The organism is Pseudomonas fluorescens (assembly GCF_030344995.1).
GTDB classification, from domain to species: Bacteria; Pseudomonadota; Gammaproteobacteria; order Pseudomonadales; family Pseudomonadaceae; genus Aquipseudomonas; species Aquipseudomonas fluorescens_BF.
In genome coordinates, this window is the sequence record NZ_CP128260.1 from 5,870,239 (window position 1) to 5,894,602 (window position 24,364).

At 54.3% G+C, this 24,364-nt stretch carries 15 protein-coding genes, 6 tRNA genes and 3 rRNA genes; all 24 read right to left on the reverse strand.

Going from position 1 to position 24,364, the window contains the following annotated elements:
- Positions 1 to 5 precede the first annotated feature (5 nt).
- The 24 genes from rpsG to tyrS all read right to left on the reverse strand — a co-directional run bounded on the left by rpsG (position 6) and on the right by tyrS (position 24,161).
- The gene (gene rpsG / locus QR290_RS26470) at positions 6 to 479 is read right to left on the reverse strand and encodes a 30S ribosomal protein S7 (protein ID WP_007957592.1); all 474 of its coding nucleotides are present in this window, start codon (positions 477 to 479) and stop codon (positions 6 to 8) included.
- Between the two features lie 109 nt (positions 480 to 588).
- On the reverse strand, positions 589 to 960 hold the full coding sequence (gene rpsL, locus QR290_RS26475) for a 30S ribosomal protein S12 (RefSeq protein ID WP_003186084.1): 372 nt from the start codon (positions 958 to 960) through the stop codon (positions 589 to 591).
- 215 nt (positions 961 to 1,175) lie between these two features.
- Entirely contained in the window at positions 1,176 to 5,375 is a 4,200-nt protein-coding gene (gene rpoC, locus QR290_RS26480; protein WP_085712352.1) for a DNA-directed RNA polymerase subunit beta', read from the reverse strand.
- Positions 5,376 to 5,438: 63 nt separating this feature from the next.
- The gene (gene rpoB / locus QR290_RS26485; RefSeq protein ID WP_115079383.1) at positions 5,439 to 9,512 is read right to left on the reverse strand and encodes a DNA-directed RNA polymerase subunit beta; all 4,074 of its coding nucleotides are present in this window, start codon (positions 9,510 to 9,512) and stop codon (positions 5,439 to 5,441) included.
- 220 nt (positions 9,513 to 9,732) lie between these two features.
- Positions 9,733 to 10,098, reverse strand: coding sequence for a 50S ribosomal protein L7/L12 (gene rplL / locus QR290_RS26490; RefSeq protein ID WP_007957596.1), 366 nt, complete (start codon positions 10,096 to 10,098; stop codon positions 9,733 to 9,735).
- A 79-nt stretch (positions 10,099 to 10,177) separates the two neighbouring features.
- Positions 10,178 to 10,678 carry a 50S ribosomal protein L10 gene (rplJ, locus tag QR290_RS26495; protein WP_011336174.1) on the reverse strand — a complete coding sequence of 167 codons (501 nt, stop codon included), beginning with the start codon at positions 10,676 to 10,678 and terminating at the stop codon, positions 10,178 to 10,180.
- Positions 10,679 to 10,876: 198 nt separating this feature from the next.
- A complete protein-coding gene (gene rplA, locus QR290_RS26500; RefSeq protein ID WP_011336175.1) occupies positions 10,877 to 11,572 on the reverse strand; it encodes a 50S ribosomal protein L1 in 696 nt (231 codons plus the stop codon).
- The gene (gene rplK / locus QR290_RS26505; RefSeq protein WP_003228756.1) at positions 11,572 to 12,003 is read right to left on the reverse strand and encodes a 50S ribosomal protein L11; all 432 of its coding nucleotides are present in this window, start codon (positions 12,001 to 12,003) and stop codon (positions 11,572 to 11,574) included. The genes rplA and rplK overlap by 1 nt, the downstream gene beginning before the upstream one ends.
- A gap of 117 nt (positions 12,004 to 12,120) precedes the next feature.
- Positions 12,121 to 12,654, reverse strand: a complete 534-nt coding sequence (gene nusG / locus QR290_RS26510) for a transcription termination/antitermination protein NusG (RefSeq protein ID WP_007957598.1) — start codon at positions 12,652 to 12,654, stop codon at positions 12,121 to 12,123.
- A 9-nt stretch (positions 12,655 to 12,663) separates the two neighbouring features.
- A complete protein-coding gene (gene secE, locus QR290_RS26515; RefSeq protein WP_007957600.1) occupies positions 12,664 to 13,032 on the reverse strand; it encodes a preprotein translocase subunit SecE in 369 nt (122 codons plus the stop codon).
- 45 nt (positions 13,033 to 13,077) lie between these two features.
- A tRNA-Trp gene (locus tag QR290_RS26520) sits at positions 13,078 to 13,153 on the reverse strand.
- Between the two features lie 53 nt (positions 13,154 to 13,206).
- Complete coding sequence (gene tuf / locus QR290_RS26525) at positions 13,207 to 14,400, reverse strand: elongation factor Tu (protein ID WP_010220303.1); 1,194 nt, start codon at positions 14,398 to 14,400, stop codon at positions 13,207 to 13,209.
- An 85-nt stretch (positions 14,401 to 14,485) separates the two neighbouring features.
- Positions 14,486 to 14,561 (reverse strand) — tRNA-Thr (locus QR290_RS26530).
- A gap of 26 nt (positions 14,562 to 14,587) precedes the next feature.
- Positions 14,588 to 14,661: transfer RNA gene (locus QR290_RS26535), tRNA-Gly, on the reverse strand.
- Positions 14,662 to 14,686: 25 nt separating this feature from the next.
- Positions 14,687 to 14,771, reverse strand: a tRNA-Tyr gene (locus QR290_RS26540).
- A 143-nt stretch (positions 14,772 to 14,914) separates the two neighbouring features.
- Positions 14,915 to 15,355: a hypothetical protein gene (locus tag QR290_RS26545; protein ID WP_115079384.1), complete on the reverse strand. Its 441-nt coding sequence runs from the start codon at positions 15,353 to 15,355 to the stop codon at positions 14,915 to 14,917.
- 7 nt (positions 15,356 to 15,362) lie between these two features.
- The gene (locus tag QR290_RS26550) at positions 15,363 to 16,112 is read right to left on the reverse strand and encodes a pantothenate kinase (protein ID WP_115079385.1); all 750 of its coding nucleotides are present in this window, start codon (positions 16,110 to 16,112) and stop codon (positions 15,363 to 15,365) included.
- Positions 16,102 to 17,055: a bifunctional biotin--[acetyl-CoA-carboxylase] ligase/biotin operon repressor BirA gene (gene birA / locus QR290_RS26555; RefSeq protein WP_115079386.1), complete on the reverse strand. Its 954-nt coding sequence runs from the start codon at positions 17,053 to 17,055 to the stop codon at positions 16,102 to 16,104. The genes QR290_RS26550 and birA overlap by 11 nt, the downstream gene beginning before the upstream one ends.
- Positions 17,056 to 17,186: 131 nt before the next feature.
- Positions 17,187 to 17,302: ribosomal RNA gene (rrf, locus tag QR290_RS26560) — 5S ribosomal RNA — on the reverse strand.
- Positions 17,303 to 17,471: 169 nt separating this feature from the next.
- Positions 17,472 to 20,362: ribosomal RNA gene (locus QR290_RS26565) — 23S ribosomal RNA — on the reverse strand.
- 244 nt (positions 20,363 to 20,606) lie between these two features.
- Positions 20,607 to 20,682, reverse strand: a tRNA-Ala gene (locus QR290_RS26570).
- Between the two features lie 30 nt (positions 20,683 to 20,712).
- Positions 20,713 to 20,789 (reverse strand) — tRNA-Ile (locus QR290_RS26575).
- Positions 20,790 to 20,870: 81 nt separating this feature from the next.
- A 16S ribosomal RNA gene (locus QR290_RS26580) occupies positions 20,871 to 22,407 on the reverse strand.
- The 16S, 23S and 5S rRNA genes sit together here with 2 tRNA genes alongside, the layout of an rRNA operon.
- Positions 22,408 to 22,961: 554 nt before the next feature.
- A complete protein-coding gene (gene tyrS / locus QR290_RS26585; protein ID WP_011336180.1) occupies positions 22,962 to 24,161 on the reverse strand; it encodes a tyrosine--tRNA ligase in 1,200 nt (399 codons plus the stop codon).
- Positions 24,162 to 24,364 lie beyond the last annotated feature (203 nt).

A 24,364-nucleotide genomic window follows, 5' to 3' on the forward strand; every position in this document is an offset into this window, starting at 1 on the left:
TAAAATTAGAAGCGGTAGTGCGAGAAAGCTTTGTTAGCTTCGGCCATACGGTGCACGTCTTCACGCTTCTTAACAGCAGCACCTTTACCTTCAGCAGCATCCAGCAGCTCGCCAGCCAAGCGCAGAGCCATAGACTTCTCGCCACGCTTGCGGGCGAAGTCTACCAACCAGCGCATTGCCAGAGCGTTACGACGGGACGGACGAACTTCGACCGGAACCTGGTAAGTAGCACCGCCAACGCGGCGCGACTTCACTTCGACCAGCGGAGCGATGGCGTCGAGTGCTTTTTCGAAGAGTTCCAGGGGATCGGTGCCGGTCTTGCGAGCCGCAACGGTTTCCAGGGCACCATAAACGATACGTTCGGCGACGGCTTTCTTGCCGCTTTCCATAACGTGGTTCATGAATTTGGCGAGGATTTGGCTTCCGTATTTCGGATCGTCCAGAATCTCACGCTTTGCTGCTACGCGACGTCTTGGCATTGATAAGCCCTCAAACGGTCTTCAGGTTAGTTCGGGACAGATCCTTGAGGATTCGCGCCCGACCTTACTCTTATCGACTCAATAAAATGAAAATCTGCAAAACGGCCGATTACTTCGGACGCTTGGTACCGTACTTCGAACGACCCTGGTTACGACCTTTAACGCCGGAAGTATCCAAGGAGCCGCGAACGGTGTGGTAACGAACACCTGGCAAGTCTTTTACACGACCGCCGCGGATCAGTACCACGCTGTGCTCTTGCAGGTTGTGGCCTTCACCACCGATGTACGAGGAAACCTCGAAACCGTTGGTCAGACGCACACGGCATACTTTACGCAGTGCCGAGTTAGGTTTTTTCGGCGTAGTGGTGTACACACGGGTGCACACGCCACGACGTTGCGGGCAGTTCTGCAGCGCAGGCACGTCGGATTTCTCGACGATACGCTTACGCGGCTGACGTACCAGCTGGTTGATAGTTGCCATCTACTAGCTCCACTGTTGTCTTGCGACGCTATTGTCTTGCAAGAAAAGCAAAATGGCAGGAACGGATTCCCGCCAAATTTAGGGGATCAAGAGTCTAAAGAGGATCTTGTCCCCAGTCAAGGCAAGGCCCCGACCTCCCCGCTCGTCGAACCTCGACAAATTGTCTCGATTCGATGAACGGTTAGATCAGGGCCTCAGCTCATTTTTCGCAGAACTCAGTTACCGCTCGAGTTCAGCGCTTCGGTCAGTGCAGCTTCCACTTCACTGGCGCTAACGCGCAACGGCTTGTCTGCATCACGACGACGCTTGCGCTCGCTGTGATAAGCCAGACCGGTACCGGCCGGGATCAGACGACCCACAACCACGTTTTCTTTCAGGCCGCGCAGGTAATCGCGCTTGCCGGTTACCGCCGCTTCGGTCAGTACGCGGGTGGTTTCCTGGAAGGAAGCCGCCGAGATGAACGATTCGGTCGACAACGACGCCTTGGTGATACCCAGCAGAACGCGGGTGAACTTGGAGACAAACTTGTCTTCCGCGTTCAGACGTTCGTTCTCTACCAGAACGTGAGTCAGTTCCATCTGGTCGCCCTTGATGAAGCTGGAGTCGCCGGACTCGGAGATCTCAACTTTACGCAGCATCTGACGCAGGATGGTCTCGATGTGCTTGTCGTTGATCTTCACGCCTTGCAGACGGTAAACGTCTTGGATCTCGTTGACGATGTACTTGGCCAGCGCGCTCACACCCAGCAGACGCAGGATGTCGTGCGGATCGCTCGGACCGTCGGAGATAACTTCGCCGCGGTTTACCTGTTCGCCTTCGAACACGTTCAGGTGACGCCACTTCGGAATCAGCTCTTCGTACGGATCGCTACCGTCGTTCGGGGTGATGACCAGACGGCGCTTGCCCTTGGTCTCTTTACCAAACGCGATGGTGCCGCTGACTTCAGCCAGAATCGACGCTTCTTTCGGACGACGAGCTTCGAACAGGTCGGCAACACGCGGCAGACCACCGGTGATGTCACGAGTCTTCGAAGTTTCCTGCGGGATACGCGCGATAACATCACCGATCGCAATCTTCGCACCGTCCGCAACACCGACCAGGGCGTTGGCTGGCAGGAAGTACTGAGCGATAACGTCAGTGCCTGGCAGCAACAGATCCTTGCCGTTGTCGTCAACCATCTTCACAGCAGGACGGATGTCCTTGCCGGCAGCCGGACGATCTTTCGGATCAAGTACTTCAATGTTGGTCATACCGGTCAATTCGTCAGTCTGACGCTTGATCGTGATGCCTTCTTCCATGCCCACGTAGGTCACGGTACCTTTCATTTCGGTAACGATCGGGTGGGTGTGCGGATCCCACTTGGCCACGATGGCGCCAGCGTCGACCTTGTCACCTTCTTTAACCGAAATCACAGCACCGTACGGCAGCTTGTAGCGCTCGCGCTCACGACCGAAGTCGTCAGCAATCGCCAGCTCACCGGAACGGGACACGGCAACCAGGTTGCCGTCCACACGTTCAACGTGTTTCAGGTTGTGCAGACGGACGGTACCGCCATTCTTCACCTGAACGCTGTCGGCTGCGGAAGTACGGCTTGCCGCACCACCGATGTGGAACGTACGCATCGTCAGCTGGGTACCCGGCTCACCGATGGACTGGGCAGCGATTACGCCGACCGACTCACCGATGTTCACCTGGTGACCACGAGCCAGGTCACGGCCGTAGCACTTGGCGCAGATGCCGTAGCGGGTTTCGCAGCTGATCGGCGAACGCACGATCACTTCGTCGATGCTGTTCAGCTCGATGAACTCGACCCACTTCTCGTCTACCAGAGTGCCGGCTGGAACGATGACGTCCTCGGTACCCGGCTTGAATACGTCGCGGGCAATGACACGGCCCAATACGCGCTCACCCAGCGGCTCTACAACGTCACCGCCTTCAATGTGCGGAGTCATCACCAGGCCATGCTCGGTGCCGCAATCGATCTCGGTCACGACCAGATCCTGCGCCACGTCTACCAGACGACGAGTCAGGTAACCGGAGTTCGCAGTCTTCAACGCGGTATCCGCCAGACCTTTACGAGCACCGTGAGTCGAGATGAAGTACTGGAGTACGCTCAGACCTTCACGGAAGTTCGCAGTAATCGGCGTTTCAATGATGGAACCGTCCGGCTTGGCCATCAGACCACGCATACCGGCCAGCTGACGAATCTGTGCTGCGGAACCCCGCGCACCCGAGTCGGCCATCATGTACATCGAGTTGAACGATTCTTGCTCGACTTCGTCGCCGTGACGGTCGATGACTTTCTCCTTCGAGAGGTTGGCCATCATCGCCTTGGAGACTTCGTCGTTCGCTTTCGACCAAAGGTCGATCACTTTGTTGTACTTCTCGCCCTGGGTTACCAGGCCGGAGGCGTACTGGCTCTCGATCTCTTTCACTTCGTCGGTGGCAGCACCGATGATGCGGGCTTTTTCATCCGGGATAACGAAGTCGTTAACACCGATGGAAACGCCGGAAATGGTCGAGTAGGCAAAACCGGTGTACATCAACTGGTCAGCGAAGATCACGGTCTCCTTCAGACCAACCACGCGGTAGCACTGGTTGATCAGCTTGGAGATCGCCTTTTTCTTCATTGGCAGGTTGACGACGTCGAACGACAGACCTTTCGGCACAACCTGGAACAGCAGCGCACGGCCGACAGTGGTGTCGACAATACGGGTGTTGTTCACGCTGTTGCCGTCACGATCGTTCACGGTTTCGTTGATACGAACCTTGATCTTGGCGTGCAGTGCGGCTTCGCCGGCACGGAACACACGGTCAACTTCCTGCAGATCCGCGAACACACGACCTTCGCCCTTGGCGTTGATCGCTTCACGAGTCATGTAGTACAGACCCAATACAACGTCCTGCGACGGAACGATGATTGGCTCACCGTTGGCTGGCGACAGAATGTTGTTGGTCGACATCATCAACGCACGCGCTTCCAGCTGGGCTTCCAGCGTCAGCGGTACGTGCACGGCCATTTGGTCGCCGTCGAAGTCGGCGTTGTACGCGGCGCAGACCAGAGGGTGCAGCTGGATAGCCTTGCCTTCGATCAGTACCGGTTCAAACGCCTGGATACCCAGACGGTGAAGGGTCGGTGCACGGTTGAGAAGAACCGGGTGTTCGCGAATCACTTCAGCGAGAACGTCCCAAACTTCCGGCAGCTCGCGCTCGACCATTTTCTTGGCCGCTTTGATGGTGGTCGCCAGACCACGCATTTCCAGCTTGCCGAAAATGAACGGCTTGAACAGCTCGAGAGCCATCTTCTTCGGCAGACCGCACTGGTGCAGACGCAGGGTCGGGCCTACGGTAATTACCGAACGACCGGAGTAGTCAACACGCTTACCGAGCAAGTTCTGACGGAAACGACCTTGCTTACCCTTGATCATGTCAGCCAGGGATTTCAGAGGACGCTTGTTGGAACCTGTGATAGCGCGGCCACGACGACCGTTGTCGAGCAGTGCATCGACAGCTTCCTGCAACATACGCTTTTCGTTGCGCACGATGATGTCCGGAGCGGACAGATCCAGCAGGCGCTTCAAACGGTTGTTACGGTTGATCACTCGACGATACAGATCGTTGAGGTCGGAAGTCGCGAAACGACCGCCATCCAGCGGGACCAGTGGACGCAGATCTGGTGGCAGAACCGGCAGAACGGTCAGCACCATCCACTCTGGCAGGTTGCCGGAACCCTGGAAGGCTTCCATCAACTTCAGACGCTTGGACAGCTTCTTGATCTTGGTTTCGGAGTTGGTTTGCGGAATTTCTTCACGCAGACGGCCAATCTCGTGTTCCAAGTCGATAGCGTGCAGCAGTTCACGGACAGCTTCAGCACCCATGCGGGCGTCGAAATCGTCACCGAACTCTTCCAGCGCTTCGAAGTACTGCTCATCGTTCAGCAGCTGACCTTTTTCAAGAGTGGTCATGCCCGGATCGATAACGACATAGCTCTCGAAGTAGAGAACGCGTTCGATATCACGCAGGGTCATGTCCATCAGCAGGCCGATACGGGACGGCAGCGATTTCAGGAACCAGATGTGGGCAACCGGCGAAGCCAGTTCGATGTGCGCCATGCGCTCACGACGAACCTTGGCCAGTGCAACTTCAACGCCGCACTTCTCGCAGATCACACCACGGTGCTTCAAGCGCTTGTACTTACCGCACAGGCACTCGTAATCCTTTACCGGGCCAAAGATCTTGGCGCAGAACAGACCGTCACGCTCAGGTTTGAACGTACGGTAGTTGATGGTTTCCGGTTTTTTAACTTCACCGAACGACCACGAGCGGATCATCTCAGGCGAGGCCAATCCGATACGGATGGCGTCGAACTCTTCGACTTGACCCTGGTTTTTCAGCAAATTCAGTAGGTCTTTCAAGGCCTTTCCTCCTGGCGGAGCAGAGAGCGGGCAATCCTGCCCCGCTCTCGATCGCGTCACGTGTTATTCGGTTTCCAGATCGATATCGATGCCGAGGGAACGAATTTCCTTGATCAACACGTTGAAGGACTCGGGCATGCCCGGCTCCATACGGTGATCGCCGTCCACGATGTTTTTGTACATCTTGGTCCGGCCGTTCACATCGTCCGACTTCACTGTGAGCATTTCTTGCAGAGTGTAAGCAGCACCGTATGCTTCCAGTGCCCAGACCTCCATCTCCCCGAAACGCTGACCACCGAACTGCGCCTTACCACCCAGCGGCTGCTGGGTAACCAGGCTGTACGAACCGGTAGAACGCGCGTGCATCTTGTCGTCTACCAAGTGGTTCAGCTTCAGCATGTACATGTAGCCAACGGTAACTGGACGCTCGAACTTGTTGCCGGTACGGCCGTCAGTCAGCTGCATCTGGCCGCTTTCTGGCAGGTCTGCCAGTTTCAGCATGGCCTTGATTTCGCTTTCCTTGGCACCGTCGAACACTGGAGTGGCCATTGGAACGCCGCCACGCAGGTTCTTCGCCAGATCCAGGATTTCCTGATCGGAGAAACTGTCCAGATCTTCGTTACGACCGCCGATCTGGTTGTAGATCTCGTCCAGGAAGGTACGCAGCTCAGCGACTTTGCGCTGCTCTTCGACCATCCGGTTGATCTTCTCGCCCAGACCTTTGGCCGCGAGGCCCAGGTGGGTTTCAAGGATCTGACCAACGTTCATACGCGAAGGTACGCCCAGCGGGTTGAGGACCACGTCGACCGGGGTGCCATTGGCATCGTGCGGCATGTCTTCAACCGGCATGATCACGGAGACCACACCTTTGTTACCGTGACGACCGGCCATCTTGTCGCCCGGCTGGATGCGACGACGGATTGCCAGGTAAACCTTGACGATCTTCAGCACGCCTGGAGCCAGGTCATCGCCCTGCTGCAGTTTGCGCTTCTTGTCTTCGAACTTGTCGTCCAGCAGACGGCGACGATCAACGATGTAGGCCTGAGCCTTCTCGAGCTGCTCGTTCAGAGCATCTTCAGCCATGCGCAGTTTGAACCACTGACCATGCTCAAGACCGTCGAGTACTTCGTCGGTGATGTCCTGACCTTTCTTCAGGCCCGCGCCGCCTTCAGCCTTGTGGCCTACCAGAGCGGAACGCAGACGCTCGAAGGTCGCGCCCTCAACGATGCGGAACTCTTCGTTCAGATCCTTGCGGATCTCGTCCAGCTGGGACTTCTCGATCGACAGTGCACGAGCATCACGCTCAACGCCGTCACGGGTGAAGACCTGTACGTCGATGACAGTACCTTTGGTGCCGGTTGGCACGCGCAGGGAGGTGTCTTTAACGTCGCTGGCTTTTTCACCGAAGATCGCACGCAGCAGTTTTTCTTCCGGAGTCAGCTGAGTCTCGCCTTTCGGAGTGACCTTGCCTACCAGGATGTCGCCTGCGCCAACTTCAGCACCTACGTAAACGATACCGGCTTCGTCCAGCTTGTTCAGTGCAGCCTCACCCACGTTCGGGATGTCCGCAGTGATTTCCTCTGGGCCAAGCTTGGTGTCACGGGCCACACAGGTCAGTTCCTGAATGTGGATCGTGGTGAAACGGTCTTCCTGAACCACACGCTCGGACAGGCAGATGGAGTCTTCGAAGTTGAAGCCGTTCCATGCCATGAACGCGATGCGCATGTTCTGACCCAAAGCCAGTTCACCCATGTCGGTGGACGGGCCGTCGGCCATGATGTCGCTACGCTGAACGCGATCACCTTTGCTCACCAGCGGACGCTGGTTGATGCAGGTGTTCTGGTTCGAGCGGGTGTACTTGGTCAGGTTGTAGATGTCGACACCAGCTTCGCCAGTTTCAACTTCGTCATCAGCAACACGAACCACGATACGGCTGGCATCAACGGAGTCGATCACGCCGCCACGACGAGCCACGACGCAAACGCCGGAGTCGCGAGCCACGTTACGCTCCATGCCCGTACCGACCAGCGGCTTGTCAGCACGCAGGGTTGGTACAGCTTGACGCTGCATGTTCGAACCCATCAACGCACGGTTGGCGTCGTCGTGCTCGAGGAACGGAATCAGCGACGCTGCAACCGAAACTACCTGCTTCGGCGAAACGTCCATCAAGGTGACGTCTTCCGGCGCCTTGACGGTGAATTCGTTCAGGTGACGTACGGCCACCAGTTCGTCGACCAGGACTTTCTGCTCGTTCATGGTCGCCGAAGCCTGCGCGATCACGTGATCGGCTTCTTCAATGGCGGACAGGAACACGATGTCGTCGGTGACCACACCCTCTTTCACCACACGGTACGGGCTCTCGAGGAAGCCGTACTGGTTGGTGCGAGCGTAAGCAGCCAGGGAGTTGATCAGACCGATGTTCGGACCTTCCGGCGTTTCAATCGGGCAGACACGACCGTAGTGAGTCGGGTGTACGTCACGGACTTCGAAGCCCGCGCGCTCACGAGTCAGACCGCCAGGGCCGAGTGCAGAGACACGACGCTTGTGGGTGATCTCGGACAGCGGGTTGTTCTGGTCCATGAACTGCGACAGCTGGCTGGAACCGAAGAACTCTTTCACCGCCGCAGCCACTGGCTTGGCGTTGATCAGGTCTTGCGGCATCAGGCCTTCGCTTTCAGCCATCGACAGACGCTCTTTGACCGCACGCTCAACACGCACCAGGCCAACGCGGAACTGGTTCTCGGCCATTTCACCTACGCAGCGAACACGACGGTTACCCAGGTGGTCGATGTCGTCGACGATGCCTTTACCGTTACGGATGTCGACCAGAGTCTTCAGTACCGCGACAATGTCTTCCTTGCACAGCACGCCCGAACCTTCGATCTCGGTGCGACCGATACGACGGTTGAACTTCATCCGGCCGACCGCAGACAGGTCATAGCGCTCAGGGCTGAAGAACAGGTTGTTGAACAGGGTCTCGGCAGCGTCTTTGGTTGGCGGCTCGCCTGGACGCATCATGCGATAGATTTCGACCAGCGCTTCCAATTGGTTGCTGGTGGAGTCGATCTTCAGCGTGTCGGAGACGAACGGACCGCAGTCGATATCGTTGGTGTACAGAGTTTCGATGCGTACGACGCCGGCCTTGGCGATTTTCGCCAGGATTTCGGTCGACAGCTCGGTGTTGCACTCTGCCAGGATCTCACCGGTAGCCGGGTGCACGATGGCCTTGGCGGTGGTACGACCCAGAACGTAGTCCAGAGGCACGTCCAACTCTTTGATCCCGGCTTTTTCCAGCTGGTTGATGTGGCGGGCAGTAATACGACGGCCCTGCTCAACGATCACCTTGCCTTTGTCATCCTGGATATCAAGAACCGCAACTTCACCACGCAGGCGCTGAGGCACCAGCTCCAGGCTCAGGCCTTCGCCTTTCACGTGGAATACGTTGGTGGTGTAGAACGCGTCCAGCACTTCCTCGGTGGTATAACCGAGCGCGCGCAACAGTACCGAGGCCGGCAGCTTGCGACGACGGTCGATACGCACGAATACGCAGTCTTTCGGGTCGAACTCGAAGTCCAGCCACGAACCGCGGTAAGGAATGATGCGCGCGGAGTACAGCAGTTTGCCGGAGCTGTGCGTCTTGCCACGGTCGTGGTCGAAGAACACGCCCGGGGAACGGTGCAGCTGGGAAACGATAACACGCTCGGTACCATTGATTACGAAGGTACCGTTCTCAGTCATCAATGGGATTTCACCCATGTAGACTTCTTGCTCTTTGATGTCCTTGATCGCTTTGTTCGACGATTCTTTGTCGAAAATGATCAGGCGCACTTTTACCCGCAAAGGTACGGCGAAAGTTACACCGCGCAATACGCATTCTTTGACATCAAATGCCGGTTCGCCCAGACGATAACCGACGTACTCCAGCGCAGCATTGCCGGAGTAGCTGATGATCGGGAAAACGGATTTGAAGGCCGCATGCAGGCCCACGTCGCGGAACTGATCTTTAGTCGCTCCCGCTTGCAAGAATTCACGATACGAATCCAGCTGGATGGCCAGGAGGTAAGGCACATCCATGACGTCCGGCAACTTGCTAAAGTCCTTGCGGATACGTTTTTTCTCAGTATATGAGTAAGCCATCAGCGTTCCCCAGCTTGGTCACCTGCTTGTTTGGCCCCTCCCGACGGGAGCAGCCAGAAAATCGTGCAAACCCCATGGTTTGCGCCACCGCATCGGGTGGTTACAGCTCGTTATCAACACCGACCCAGTCGGCTGCCAATAACGGAAAAAGGCCGGTGGCAAGAGCCACCAGCCATCAGCCTGTCGCTTGACGCTCGGGCTGGAGGAGCAAAGTCGATGCTTACTTCAGCTCGACTTTAGCGCCTGCTTCTTCCAGCTTCTTCTTAGCGTCTTCAGCAGCTTCTTTCGAAACGCCTTCAGCTACAACCTGAGGAGCGCCGTCGACTTTCTCTTTGGCTTCTTTCAGGCCCAGACCGGTCAGTTCACGAACTGCCTTGATCACGTTTACTTTCTTCTCGCCGGCTTCAACCAGAACAACGTTGAACTCGGTTTGCTCTTCAACAACAGCGGCAGCAGCAGCTGGACCAGCAGCAGCAACAGCAGCGGTCACGCCGAAGGTTTCTTCCATTGCTTTGATCAGCTCAACAACTTCCAGAACGGTTTTCTGGCCGATTGCTTCGATGATTTGTTCGTTAGTCAGAGACATGACTCAATTCCTGATTTGGTGGACAGCCTGTACGGCCGTCGAAATAAACAAAAATACGCGAGATTGGAAACGCTCAGCCTCAGGCTGCAGCAGCTTCTTTCTGATCGCGAATTGCCGCCAGAGTACGAGCCAGCTTGCTGGTAGCGCCTTGAATCACGCTCATCAGTTTCGCAATAGCTTCGTCGCGAGTTGGCAGGCTTGCCAGCACGTCGATCTCATTCGCTGCGAGGAACTTGCCCTCGAACGAAGCTGCCTTGATCTCGAACTTATCCTGACCCTTGGCAAATTCCTTGAACAGACGAGCAGCAGCGCCCGGGTGTTCGTTGGAGAATGCGATCAGGGTCGGGCCGGTGAACGCGTCGTTCAGCACTTCGTACGAAGTGCCAGCAACAGCGCGCTTGAGCAGGGTGTTACGTACAACACGTACGTAAACGCCAGCTTCACGAGCCTCTTTACGGAGTCCGGTCATTGCGCCTACTGTTACGCCACGGGCATCAACCACGACAGCGGACAGAGCGACTTTGGCAGCCTCGTTGACTTCAGCGACGATGGCCTTCTTGTCTTCGAGATTAATTGCCACGGGTTTAACTCCTGCTTGTTACCGTTTCATTCGATCGAAACCGAATGTCGTTTTGGTGTCTGATTCGGTAAGGAACCGGGAGCACCATCTGCGTAGGCTTGAGGTTTAAGACTTGCGTCGCCTACGGTCTTGGATAGCCCCCGCCAGGCAGGGACCCCAATCTTTCAATTGGCGCAGTCAACTGCGCCAATTTTTGTCTTACGCGTCCAGCGAGCTCTGATCGATAACCAGACCTGGGCCCATAGTGGTGCTCAGGGTAACGCGCTTGACGTAGATACCTTTCGAGGAAGCTGGCTTGATACGCTTCAGATCAGCGATCAGGGCTTCAACGTTTTCCTTCAGCTTGACAGCATCGAAGCCGATCTTGCCAACGGAAGTGTGGATAATGCCGTTTTTGTCGGTGCGATAACGAACCTGACCAGCCTTGGCGTTCTTAACCGCGGTAGCTACGTCTGGAGTTACAGTGCCGACTTTCGGGTTAGGCATCAGACCACGTGGACCAAGGATCTGACCCAGTTGACCTACAACGCGCATTGCATCCGGGGACGCGATCACTACGTCATAGTTCAGGTCGCCGCCTTTCATTTCGGCAGCCAGCTCATCCATACCTACACGGTCAGCGCCGGCAGCCAGAGCGGCCTCAGCAGCTGGACCCTGGGTGAACACAGCAACGCGAACGGTCTTGCCAGTGCCGTGTGGCAGCACAGTAGCGCTACGAACGACCTGGTCGGATTTACGCGGGTCTACGCCCAGGTTTACAGCTACGTCGAACGACTCGACGAATTTGGCAGCTGGCAGCGAAGCCAGCAGAGTTGCGGCCTCTTCGAAGTTGTAGGACTTGCCCGCTTCGATTTTTTCAGCGATAGCCTTTTGGCGCTTGGTCAGCTTAGCCATTACACACCCTCCACGTTAAGGCCCATGCTACGAGCAGAACCGGCGATAGTGCGCACGGCTGCATCCATATCAGCTGCAGTCAGATCCGCGTTTTTGGTTTTCGCGATTTCTTCCAGCTGAGCACGGGTAACAGTGCCAACCTTAACGGTGTTCGGACGAGCGGAACCGCTGGTCAGACCGGCCGCCTTCTTCAGCAGAACCGAAGCAGGGGTGGATTTGGTTTCGAAAGTGAAGCTACGGTCGCTGTAGACAGTGATGATCACTGGAGTCGGCAGACCAGCTTCCAGACCCTGAGTACGGGCGTTGAAAGCTTTGCAGAATTCCATGATGTTCACGCCGTGCTGACCCAAAGCAGGACCAACAGGTGGGCTTGGGTTAGCCTGAGCGGCCTTCACTTGCAGCTTGATGTAAGCGGTAATCTTCTTGGCCATGAGGCACTCCAATTACGGGTTCGAACGCCTCGAAAGGCTCCCCGGTTACTTGCGCGTTTATCCCAGTGACGACAAAACCCCACAGCCTAGGGCTGCGGGGTTGGGATGCTTGCTCAGCTAGACCTTTTCGACCTGACTGAACTCCAACTCTACCGGAGTAGAGCGTCCGAAAATGAGCACCGCCACTTGGATCCGGCTCTTTTCGTAGTTAACTTCTTCAACAACACCGTTAAAGTCAGCGAACGGACCGTCATTGACTCGAACGGTTTCACCTGGCTCGAACAGCGTCTTAGGCTTCGGCTTGTCGCTACCGTCAGCGACGCGACGCAGAATCGCCTCAGCTTCTTTATCGGTGATTGGCGCTGGCTTATCAGCTGTACCGCCGATAAAACCCATCACCCGAGGAGTATCCTTGACCAAGTGCCAAGTACCCTCGTTCATATCCATCTGAACCAGCACATAACCCGGGAAGAACTTGCGCTCGCTTTTGCGCTTCTGGCCATTACGCATTTCAACCACTTCTTCAGTGGGAACCAGAATTTCGCCGAAGCCATCTTCCATGCCAGCCAGCTTTACGCGCTCGATCAACGAACGCATGACATGCTTCTCGTAACCCGAGTAAGCATGCACAACGTACCAACGCTTAGCCACGGGACACCCTTAGCCGACAATCAAGGAAACAAGCCAGCCGAGCAGGGAGTCAAGACCCCACAACAGCAACGCCATAACCAGAACAACAGCCACAACAATCAGCGTGGTCTGCGTGGTTTCTTGGCGAGTTGGCCATACGACTTTACGAATCTCGGTACGAGCTTCCTTAACCAGTACAAAGAAAGACTTGCCCTTGGCAGTCTGCAGGCCTACAAAGGCAGCTACAGCAGCAATGACAAGCAATGCGAGTACACGGTACAGGATCGGCGAAGCAGCGTAATACTGATTGCCGACAACGCCAACAATTACCAAAGCGACTACGACAAGCCACTTGAGCAAATCGAAGCGAGAGCCTTGAGCTTCAGCTTTAGGAGTCATCTATGAAGATCCTGTGAAAAGAAAGCCAGACACACCGAGTGAATCTGGCAGGTCAGGAGGGAATCGAACCCCCAACCTACGGTTTTGGAGACCGTCGCTCTGCCAATTGAGCTACTGACCTAAAACAAAATCAGGCCGACCATTATGCCGGCCTGAAAAAGACATTACAACTGTTTACTCGATGATCTTTGCTACAACACCAGCACCAACGGTACGGCCGCCTTCACGGATTGCGAAACGCAGACCGTCTTCCATCGCGATGGTTTTGATCAGGGTAACAGTCATCTGAATGTTGTCACCTGGCATTACCATTTCAACGCCTTCTGGCAGCTCGCAGTTACCAGTCACGTCAGTAGTACGGAAGTAGAACTGTGGACGGTAGCCTTTGAAGAACGGAGTGTGACGACCGCCTTCTTCCTTGCTCAGAACGTAAACTTCTGCGGTGAACTTGGTGTGCGGCTTAACCGAACCCGGCTTAACCAGAACCTGACCACGCTCAACGTCGTCACGCTTGGTGCCACGCAGCAGAACGCCGCAGTTCTCGCCAGCACGACCTTCGTCCAGCAGCTTGCGGAACATCTCAACACCGGTGCAGGTGGTGGTGGTGGTGTCACGCAGACCAACGATTTCCAGGGCGTCTTGAACGCGAACGATACCGCGCTCGATACGACCGGTTACAACAGTACCGCGACCCGAGATCGAGAACACGTCTTCGATTGGCATCAGGAACGGCTTGTCGATAGCACGCTCTGGCTCTGGAATGTAGCTGTCCAGAGTTTCCACCAGCTTCTTAACAGCGGTGGTGCCCATTTCGTTGTCGTCTTTGCCTTCCAGCGCCATACGAGCCGAACCGATGATGATCGGAGTGTCGTCACCTGGGAAGTCGTAGGTGGACAGCAGGTCGCGAACTTCCATCTCAACCAGTTCCAGCAGTTCAGCGTCGTCTACCAGGTCAGCCTTGTTCAGGAAAACCACGATGTACGGAACGCCTACCTGACGGGACAGCAGGATGTGCTCACGGGTTTGTGGCATCGGACCATCAGCGGCCGAGCAAACCAGGATCGCGCCGTCCATCTGCGCAGCACCAGTGATCATGTTCTTCACGTAGTCAGCGTGACCTGGGCAGTCAACGTGAGCGTAGTGACGAATGTTCGAGTTGTACTCAACGTGCGCGGTGTTGATGGTGATACCGCGAGCTTTTTCTTCTGGAGCGCTGTCGATCTTGTCGAATTCAACTACGGCCGAACCGAAAACTTCGGAGCAGACGCGAGTCAGAGCAGCGGTCAGCGTGGTTTTACCGTGGTCTACGTGACCGATGGTGCCAACGTTGACGTGCGGCAGGGAACGATCAAATTTTTCCTTAGCCATCGATATCACCCCTAACAGAAGAAATTGAGCAAACAACACGAGCCATTAAAACAAAGGCAGATATTTTCATATCTGCCTTGTTATATGGAGCTCTTGAGCGGATTTGAACCGCTGACCTCACCCTTACCAAGGGTGTGCTCTACCAACTGAGCTACAAGAGCGTAACACTTTGCACAACCTGCAAACCTGGAGCGGGTAGCGGGAATCGAACCCGCATCATCAGCTTGGAAGGCTGAGGTTCTACCACTAAACTATACCCGCGGAGCCTGCAGCTCACGCTAAAATCTGGTGGAGGGAGAAGGATTCGAACCTTCGAAGTCGTAGACGTCAGATTTACAGTCTGATCCCTTTGGCCGCTCGGGAACCCCTCCTAATCAGGCCGGCATTCTATACTATGCCAAACCCCTGTCAAGCATTTTCTCATTTAAAAACCTGAGGTTAGCTGCGTTGACATCACCCCGCAACAGAAACCTTTTTAGGTCTTCGCTGTGGAGCGGGCGCCATTCTATGCAAACTATTCAGCAGGTGCAACCCCCTCGCACAGCATTATTTTATGTTTTAACTCATTGAATTCCTTGGAAAGGTTTTGTAACTGATCATCCCCCAGCAAACGCTGGGTTTCGGGCGTGACCTGGAACCAGTAAGAGCCGCTGGAAGACTCTTTTGAAGACGGAAAAGCTTTTGCTCCAAGCTCCGTCAAACGCTGCTCCAATAACTGGGCGGACTCAGGGCGCGCCAAACCACCTACATATAGGCATTGCCCATCAGACTTTTCTCTAGTCCTTTTTTCACGAGAAGCATTACTACCAGCCTCACTCAGCAAGCGAATATCCTGTTGCGAGCCACGATAGAGACTGAGCGGTGTGACATCCTTTGCGCGTAGCGGCGCCTCCTGCTGATGCCAGACGTAATAAAACACATTGAGTACCAGAAGCAGAAGGAACAACCAACGCATACAAACCTCAGGACAAAGGGCACGCCATAGCCAAACCCACGAACACCAAATCGGAAACAACCCGAGCCTCAGGCGCTATTTCCGAGACCAGCTCGGCATCACCACCCGTAATGAAGACACTGTAGTCATCACCCCAGTAGGCACGTGCTATCTCCAATTGCGTCAACACGAACCCTCTGAGCATCAACGAACAGCCGCGCTCGACAGCCTCAGCTGTATTGCGTCCAGGCGCCCGACTCATCAATGCCTGCTCCGCGGCGAGATCTCCATAGCGAATTTTTCGAGTATGAGTACGCAACTGATTACGCATGAGTGGCATGCCAGGACAAATGAAACCTCCCAGATGCTCACCTCCCGACGAGATGAAATCAGCGGTCACCGCCGTCCCGAAATCAAGAACCAGACAAGCCCCTTTAGCCAGGTGAAAACCACCAAGCATTGCCAGCCAGCGATCGAGGCCAAGGCGCTCATAATCGTCGTAACCATTCTTTACGCCGGACATCTCGCGAGCCGGCGCCGCACAGACAACGGAAATGCCGAACTCCTGCTTGAGCACGCCAATCAGCAAATTAGTCTCATCTTCAGTTCTTACGCTGACAAGACGGCATTTATCGAGAGACACTTTCTCGAGCGATTGAAGACTATTAACCAATGCCCCATCAGAGTCGACCACACCTTCCGCGACCAAGGCGCCCACCTCAACGTGCAGCACACGCCACTTGATAAAGCTGTTTCCACAATCGAGCTCAAGAATCATCACGCAACCTCAAACTGAGCTCACCACCACTAAAGACTTTTTCCACGCCATCTACCTTCAGCCGAAGCGCGCCTTGATTATCGATTCCCAGCACCACACCATCCACCTGGTTGACACCGGCAATGAGAGAAACCGGCTGCCCTTGCCACAAGTGGCTCGCCTCCCACTCCGCCTGAAGCGCAGTGAAGCCGCCTGATTGGTGACGCTGCAAATAAAGCTGCAGCTGCTTACTTAGCTCAATCGCCAGAATATTGCGATCACACGCATTTCCCGATTCCAAACGCATTGAAGTCCATTGCTGATCGACTTCATCCGTAACCTGCATATTCACGTTGATGCCTATACCCAACACTACGTGACAAACGTCAGCAGGATCCCCAACCAGCTCCAACAGGATCCCGGCGATCTTTTTTCGCCCGACCAATACATCATTGGGCCACTTCAATCCCGCACCCGGCACTCCAAGCGCATGCAAGGCTTGCATGACAGCGAGCCCGACAACAAGACTCAGCCCCTCAAGCTGACGCATTCCACCATCGATGCGCAACACGAGGCTGTAATAGAGATTTTCAGCAAAAGGGCTCACCCATTTACGGCCCCTGCGCCCACGCCCTGAGCTCTGGCGCTCAGCCATTACAAGAAAGGGAGCCGCCCGCCCCCCATCCACCGCGCGTAGCGATTCAGCATTAGTAGAGTCGACAGAATCGAAGATGCTGACAGACCAGCCGGAAAGGCCTTCCTCTATTTTGAGTGAGTCAAGCAACGTCAATGGCGAGGCCAATTGATAGCCCCGCCCTCGAACTTTATGTATGGACAACCCAAGCTCAGCCTCCAGGTGTTGAAGCTGCTTCCACACCGCACTTCGACTAACACCCAGAGCAGCACCCAGAGCCTGACCGGAATGGAAACGACCATCCTTCAGGAGATTCAACAACGTCAGCATGCAGGTCTCGCCTCAGAATGAGGCCCGAATAATAGCCATGCACCGGGCCGTTGCATAGAATTCAAAAAACCACTTTCCTGCGGGCAAAACAAAACCCCAACTGCTTTCGCAATTGGGGTTTCGGAATTTAATCTTGACGATGACCTACTCTCACATGGGGAAACCCCACACTACCATCGGCGATGCATCGTTTCACTTCTGAGTTCGGGATGGGATCAGGTGGTTCCAACGCTCTATGGTCGTCAAGAAATTCGGGTACTGAGTCGTGGCCGGATGGCCTCGCTTCAGCAAATTGGGTATGTGACAGCTTTCGGTGTTTTGTGAGCATCGAACTTTCGGTTCATTGCGTCTTCACACACCGCAATCTGGCCTCTTTCGTTTTTTCAACTAGGAGCATCAGATTGCTTGGGTGTTATATGGTCAAGCCTCACGGGCAATTAGTATTGGTTAGCTCAACGCCTCACAGCGCTTACACACCCAACCTATCAACGTCGTAGTCTTCGACGGCCCTTCAGGGAACTCAAGGTTCCAGTGAGATCTCATCTTGAGGCAAGTTTCCCGCTTAGATGCTTTCAGCGGTTATCTTTCCCGAACATAGCTACCCGGCAATGCCACTGGCGTGACAACCGGAACACCAGAGGTTCGTCCACTCCGGTCCTCTCGTACTAGGAGCAGCCCCTCTCAAATCTCAAACGTCCACGGCAGATAGGGACCGAACTGTCTCACGACGTTCTAAACCCAGCTCGCGTACCACTTTAAATGGCGAACAGCCATACCCTTGGGACCGGCTTCAGCCCCAGGATGTGATGAGCCGACATCGAGGTGCCAAACACCGCCGTCGATATGAACTCTTGGGCGGTATCAGCCTGTTATCCCCGGAGTACCTTTTATCCGTTGAGCGATGGCCCTTCCATACAGAACCACCGGATCACTAAGACCTACTTTCGTACCTGCTCGACGTGTCTGTCTCGCAGTCAAGCGCGCTTTTGCCTTTATACTCTACGACCGATTTCCGACCGGTCTGAGCGCACCTTCGTACTCCTCCGTTACTCTTTAGGAGGAGACCGCCCCAGTCAAACTACCCACCATACACTGTCCTCGATCCGGATAACGGACCTGAGTTAGAACCTCAAAGTTGCCAGGGTGGTATTTCAAGGATGGCTCCACGCGAACTGGCGTCCACGCTTCAAAGCCTCCCACCTATCCTACACAAGCAAATTCAAAGTCCAGTGCAAAGCTATAGTAAAGGTTCACGGGGTCTTTCCGTCTAGCCGCGGATACACTGCATCTTCACAGCGATTTCAATTTCACTGAGTCTCGGGTGGAGACAGCGCCGCCATCGTTACGCCATTCGTGCAGGTCGGAACTTACCCGACAAGGAATTTCGCTACCTTAGGACCGTTATAGTTACGGCCGCCGTTTACCGGGGCTTCGATCAAGAGCTTCGCGTTAGCTAACCCCATCAATTAACCTTCCGGCACCGGGCAGGCGTCACACCCTATACGTCCACTTTCGTGTTTGCAGAGTGCTGTGTTTTTAATAAACAGTCGCAGCGGCCTGGTATCTTCGACCGGCGTGGGCTTACGCAGCAAGTGCTTCACCCTCACCGGCGCACCTTCTCCCGAAGTTACGGTGCCATTTTGCCTAGTTCCTTCACCCGAGTTCTCTCAAGCGCCTTGGTATTCTCTACCCAACCACCTGTGTCGGTTTGGGGTACGGTTCCTGGTTATCTGAAGCTTAGAAGCTTTTCTTGGAAGCATGGCATCAACCACTTCGTCGCCTAAAGGCAACTCGTCATCAGCTCTCGGCCTTGGAATCCCGGATTTACCTAAGATTCCAGCCTACCACCTTAAACTTGGACAACCAACGCCAAGCTGGCCTAGCCTTCTCCGTCCCTCCATCGCAATAACCAGAAGTACAGGAATATTAACCTGTTTTCCATCGACTACGCTTTTCAGCCTCGCCTTAGGGACCGACTAACCCTGCGTCGATTAACGTTGCGCAGGAAACCTTGGTCTTTCGGCGTGGGTGTTTTTCACACCCATTGTCGTTACTCATGTCAGCATTCGCACTTCTGATACCTCCAGCAAGCTTCTCAACTCACCTTCACAGGCTTACAGAACGCTCCTCTACCGCATCACTTACGTGATACCCGTAGCTTCGGTGTATGGTTTGAGCCCCGTTACATCTTCCGCGCAGGCCGACTCGACTAGTGAGCTATTACGCTTTCTTTAAAGGGTGGCTGCTTCTAAGCCAACCTCCTAGCTGTCTAAGCCTTCCCACATCGTTTCCCACTTAACCATAACTTTGGGACCTTAGCTGACGGTCTGGGTTGTTTCCCTTTTCACGACGGACGTTAGCACCCGCCGTGTGTCTCCCATGCTCGGCACTTGTAGGTATTCGGAGTTTGCATCGGTTTGGTAAGTCGGGATGACCCCCTAGCCGAAACAGTGCTCTACCCCCTACAGTGATACATGAGGCGCTACCTAAATAGCTTTCGAGGAGAACCAGCTATCTCCGAGCTTGATTAGCCTTTCACTCCGATCCACAGGTCATCCGCTAACTTTTCAACGGTAGTCGGTTCGGTCCTCCAGTCAGTGTTACCTAACCTTCAACCTGCCCATGGATAGATCGCCCGGTTTCGGGTCTATTCCCAGCGACTAGACGCCCTATTAAGACTCGCTTTCGCTACGCCTCCCCTATTCGGTTAAGCTCGCCACTGAAAATAAGTCGCTGACCCATTATACAAAAGGTACGCAGTCACAGAACAAAGTCTGCTCCCACTGCTTGTACGCATACGGTTTCAGGATCTATTTCACTCCCCTCTCCGGGGTTCTTTTCGCCTTTCCCTCACGGTACTAGTTCACTATCGGTCAGTCAGTAGTATTTAGCCTTGGAGGATGGTCCCCCCATATTCAGACAAAGTTTCTCGTGCTCCGTCCTACTCGATTTCATGACTAAGAGACTTTCGCGTACAGGGCTATCACCCACTATGGCCGCACTTTCCAGAGCGTTCCGCTAATCTCAAAGCCACTTAAGGGCTAGTCCCCGTTCGCTCGCCACTACTAAGGGAATCTCGGTTGATTTCTTTTCCTCAGGGTACTTAGATGTTTCAGTTCCCCTGGTTCGCCTCTTGCACCTATGTATTCAGTACAAGATAACCATCTTATGATGGCTGGGTTCCCCCATTCAGACATCTCCGGATCAAAGTCTGTTTGCCGACTCCCCGAAGCTTTTCGCAGGCTACCACGTCTTTCATCGCCTCTGACTGCCAAGGCATCCACCGTATGCGCTTCTTCACTTGACCATATAACCCCAAGCAATCTGGTTATACTGTGAAGACGACATTCGCCGAAAATTCGAATTTCTCAATTAAGAGAACTCACAAATTTTACCTTAGCCTGATCACCACCAGTGAAAGTGGCTTTCAGTCTATCTTTCTATCACATACCCAAATTTTTAAAGAACGAACCAGTCAAAGACTAGAAATCAACATTCACCATCAACTCGATGGAATGCTCATTTCTAAGCTCTTACTTCAGAAGCAGTAGTGGTGGAGCCAAGCGGGATCGAACCGCTGACCTCCTGCGTGCAAGGCAGGCGCTCTCCCAGCTGAGCTATGGCCCCGTATTTCTACAGGCGTTTCCCACACAAAATTGGTGGGTCTGGGCAGATTCGAACTGCCGACCTCACCCTTATCAGGGGTGCGCTCTAACCAACTGAGCTACAGACCCAATTTCGGGCTGCTTCTTTCGTCTTCTTCAATGAATCAAGCAATTCGTGTGGGAACTTATGGAGCAGCTGATGTCGTCGATTAAGGAGGTGATCCAGCCGCAGGTTCCCCTACGGCTACCTTGTTACGACTTCACCCCAGTCATGAATCACACCGTGGTAACCGTCCTCCCGAAGGTTAGACTAGCTACTTCTGGTGCAACCCACTCCCATGGTGTGACGGGCGGTGTGTACAAGGCCCGGGAACGTATTCACCGCGACATTCTGATTCGCGATTACTAGCGATTCCGACTTCACGCAGTCGAGTTGCAGACTGCGATCCGGACTACGATCGGTTTTATGGGATTAGCTCCACCTCGCGGCTTGGCAACCCTTTGTACCGACCATTGTAGCACGTGTGTAGCCCAGGCCGTAAGGGCCATGATGACTTGACGTCATCCCCACCTTCCTCCGGTTTGTCACCGGCAGTCTCCTTAGAGTGCCCACCATAACGTGCTGGTAACTAAGGACAAGGGTTGCGCTCGTTACGGGACTTAACCCAACATCTCACGACACGAGCTGACGACAGCCATGCAGCACCTGTCTCAATGTTCCCGAAGGCACCAATCCATCTCTGGAAAGTTCATTGGATGTCAAGGCCTGGTAAGGTTCTTCGCGTTGCTTCGAATTAAACCACATGCTCCACCGCTTGTGCGGGCCCCCGTCAATTCATTTGAGTTTTAACCTTGCGGCCGTACTCCCCAGGCGGTCAACTTAATGCGTTAGCTGCGCCACTAAGAGCTCAAGGCTCCCAACGGCTAGTTGACATCGTTTACGGCGTGGACTACCAGGGTATCTAATCCTGTTTGCTCCCCACGCTTTCGCACCTCAGTGTCAGTATCAGTCCAGGTGGTCGCCTTCGCCACTGGTGTTCCTTCCTATATCTACGCATTTCACCGCTACACAGGAAATTCCACCACCCTCTACCATACTCTAGCTCGCCAGTTTTGGATGCAGTTCCCAGGTTGAGCCCGGGGATTTCACATCCAACTTAACGAACCACCTACGCGCGCTTTACGCCCAGTAATTCCGATTAACGCTTGCACCCTCTGTATTACCGCGGCTGCTGGCACAGAGTTAGCCGGTGCTTATTCTGTCGGTAACGTCAAAATTGCAGAGTATTAATCTACAACCCTTCCTCCCAACTTAAAGTGCTTTACAATCCGAAGACCTTCTTCACACACGCGGCATGGCTGGATCAGGCTTTCGCCCATTGTCCAATATTCCCCACTGCTGCCTCCCGTAGGAGTCTGGACCGTGTCTCAGTTCCAGTGTGACTGATCATCCTCTCAGACCAGTTACGGATCGTCGCCTTGGTGAGCCATTACCTCACCAACTAGCTAATCCGACCTAGGCTCATCTGATAGCGCAAGGCCCGAAGGTCCCCTGCTTTCTCCCGTAGGACGTATGCGGTATTAGCGTTCCTTTCGAAACGTTGTCCCCCACTACCAGGCAGATTCCTAGGCATTACTCACCCGTCCGCCGCTGAATTCAGGAGCAAGCTCCCTTCATCCGCTCGACTTGCATGTGTTAGGCCTGCCGCCAGCGTTCAATCTGAGCCATGATCAAACTCTTCAGTTCAAACATCTTTGGGTTTTTAAGAAACCCTAAACTTGGCTCAGCAATCGTTGGTTACATCTTTGATTTCTCGCGGAGTAACTTGTGATGCTGATAATCTTGTTGACTATCAGTCTGACTCCACAAGCACCCACACGAATTGCTTGATTCAGTTGTTAAAGAGCGGTTGGTTAAGATCTTTCGTCTCAACCGAGGCGCGCATTCTACAGCAGCCTCATTTGCTGTCAAGTGATTATTTTCAGAAGCTTTCGAAGATTTCTTCAACAACTTCAACCACTTGCGCTTCCGATCTCTCGTTAGCGGGAGGCGAATTCTACAGCGTTACACGCTGCTGTCAACACCTCTTTTTCTCCGCTTTCGACCGAGAAGATCGAACCGTTGAAAGCGCCAGAACCAGCCGGCATTTCCAACTCCTTCCAGGCTTCGATGAACTGAAGCGACCCACCTTCGAAACTTGCTTAACTCATTGAACCTCAAGGAGTTTTCCATTTCGACTGCGCCGGAAGTGGGGCGAATTATAGACCTCTAGAATTCGCCGTCAACCCCTTATTTCAACTTTACTCAGATTTCAGCGTAATCCGTGCAAAAGCCTTCTTACCCGCCTGACAAACGTGCGTCGCACCCAGTACGTATATAAAGGAACGATCAACCACCTCGCCATCTACACGCACACCACCGGAAGCCAACAGATCACGAGCAGCCGCCGAGTTCTTCACCAAACCCGCTTTATTAAGGACAGCAGCAATCGGCATATCCTCAGCAGCAGTCAGCTCGACCTCTGGCAGATCATCCGGCAGCTCGCCATCCTTCATACGATTACCCGCACCACGGTGAGCATTGGCCGCAGCCTCCTCACCGTGGAAGCGCGCAACAATCTCTTCAGCCAACTTGATCTTGATATCACGAGGATTAGCTCCCGCCTCTACATCAGCACGGAAAGCATTGATCTCATCCATCGAACGGAAGCTGAGCAACTCGAAGTAGCGCCACATCAATGCATCAGGAATCGAAACCAGCTTGCTATACATGACACCCGGAGCTTCCTGGATACCGACGTAATTGCCCAGCGACTTGGACATCTTCTTCACGCCATCCAGCCCCTCAAGCAACGGCATCGTCAGGATGCACTGGGCTTCCTGACCATAACCACGCTGCAGCTCACGCCCCATCAGCAGGTTGAACTTCTGATCGGTACCGCCCAGTTCCACATCAGCGCGCAACGCGACAGAGTCATAACCCTGCACCAGCGGATAGAGAAACTCGTGAATGGCGATCGGCTGATTGGTGGTGTAGCGCTTGTCGAAGTCGTCACGCTCGAGCATGCGAGCAACGGTGTATTGCGAAGTCAGACGAATAAAGTCCGCAGGCCCCATCTGATCCATCCAGGTGGAGTTGAACGCGACTTCGGTTTTCGCCGGATCAAGAATCTTGAACACCTGAGTCTTGTAGGTCTCGGCGTTTTCCAGAACCTGCTCACGGGTCAGCGGAGGACGCGTGGCGCTCTTGCCGCTCGGATCACCGATCATTCCGGTGAAATCACCAATAAGGAAGATCACCTGATGCCCCAGCTCCTGGAACTGGCGCAGCTTATTAATAAGCACAGTGTGACCAAGGTGCAGATCCGGCGCAGTTGGATCGAAGCCGGCCTTGATTCGCAGCGGCTGGCCACGCTTGAGCTTTTCGATCAGCTCGGACTCGACCAACAGTTCTTCCGCACCACGTTTAATCAGCGCTAGCTGCTCTTCAACCGACTTCATAACAGACCCGCAAGGCTCAGATTCAAAGGGAACCAACCATACAAGATCGCGCACCAAATACAAGTTTTGCCCGGCGCACGGACGCCAATCCACAGACAGGGCGTCCGCAGACTTGCTTCAGGGATGATTTGGTTATATTTTATACAGTTATTTCATCTTCATCATGTCATTCATCTTTTCCAATTCATCTTTTTCAAAGTCAA

Bases quoted from the DNA above. Each gene is read 5' to 3' on its own strand.
- rpsG (WP_007957592.1), bottom strand. From the start codon at position 479: ATGCCAAGACGTCGCGTAGCAGCAAAGCGTGAGATTCTGGACGATCCG.
- rpsL (WP_003186084.1), bottom strand. From the start codon at position 960: ATGGCAACTATCAACCAGCTGGTACGTCAGCCGCGTAAGCGTATCGTC.
- rpoB (WP_115079383.1), bottom strand. From the start codon at position 9,512: ATGGCTTACTCATATACTGAGAAAAAACGTATCCGCAAGGACTTTAGC.
- rplL (WP_007957596.1), bottom strand. From the start codon at position 10,098: ATGTCTCTGACTAACGAACAAATCATCGAAGCAATCGGCCAGAAAACC.
- rplA (WP_011336175.1), bottom strand. From the start codon at position 11,572: ATGGCTAAGCTGACCAAGCGCCAAAAGGCTATCGCTGAAAAAATCGAA.
- rplK (WP_003228756.1), bottom strand. From the start codon at position 12,003: ATGGCCAAGAAGATTACCGCTTACATCAAGCTGCAAGTGAAGGCCGCT.
- secE (WP_007957600.1), bottom strand. From the start codon at position 13,032: ATGACTCCTAAAGCTGAAGCTCAAGGCTCTCGCTTCGATTTGCTCAAG.
- tuf (WP_010220303.1), bottom strand. From the start codon at position 14,400: ATGGCTAAGGAAAAATTTGATCGTTCCCTGCCGCACGTCAACGTTGGC.
- QR290_RS26545 (WP_115079384.1), bottom strand. From the start codon at position 15,355: ATGCGTTGGTTGTTCCTTCTGCTTCTGGTACTCAATGTGTTTTATTAC.
- QR290_RS26550 (WP_115079385.1), bottom strand. From the start codon at position 16,112: ATGATTCTTGAGCTCGATTGTGGAAACAGCTTTATCAAGTGGCGTGTG.
- birA (WP_115079386.1), bottom strand. From the start codon at position 17,055: ATGCTGACGTTGTTGAATCTCCTGAAGGATGGTCGTTTCCATTCCGGT.
- tyrS (WP_011336180.1), bottom strand. From the start codon at position 24,161: ATGAAGTCGGTTGAAGAGCAGCTAGCGCTGATTAAACGTGGTGCGGAA.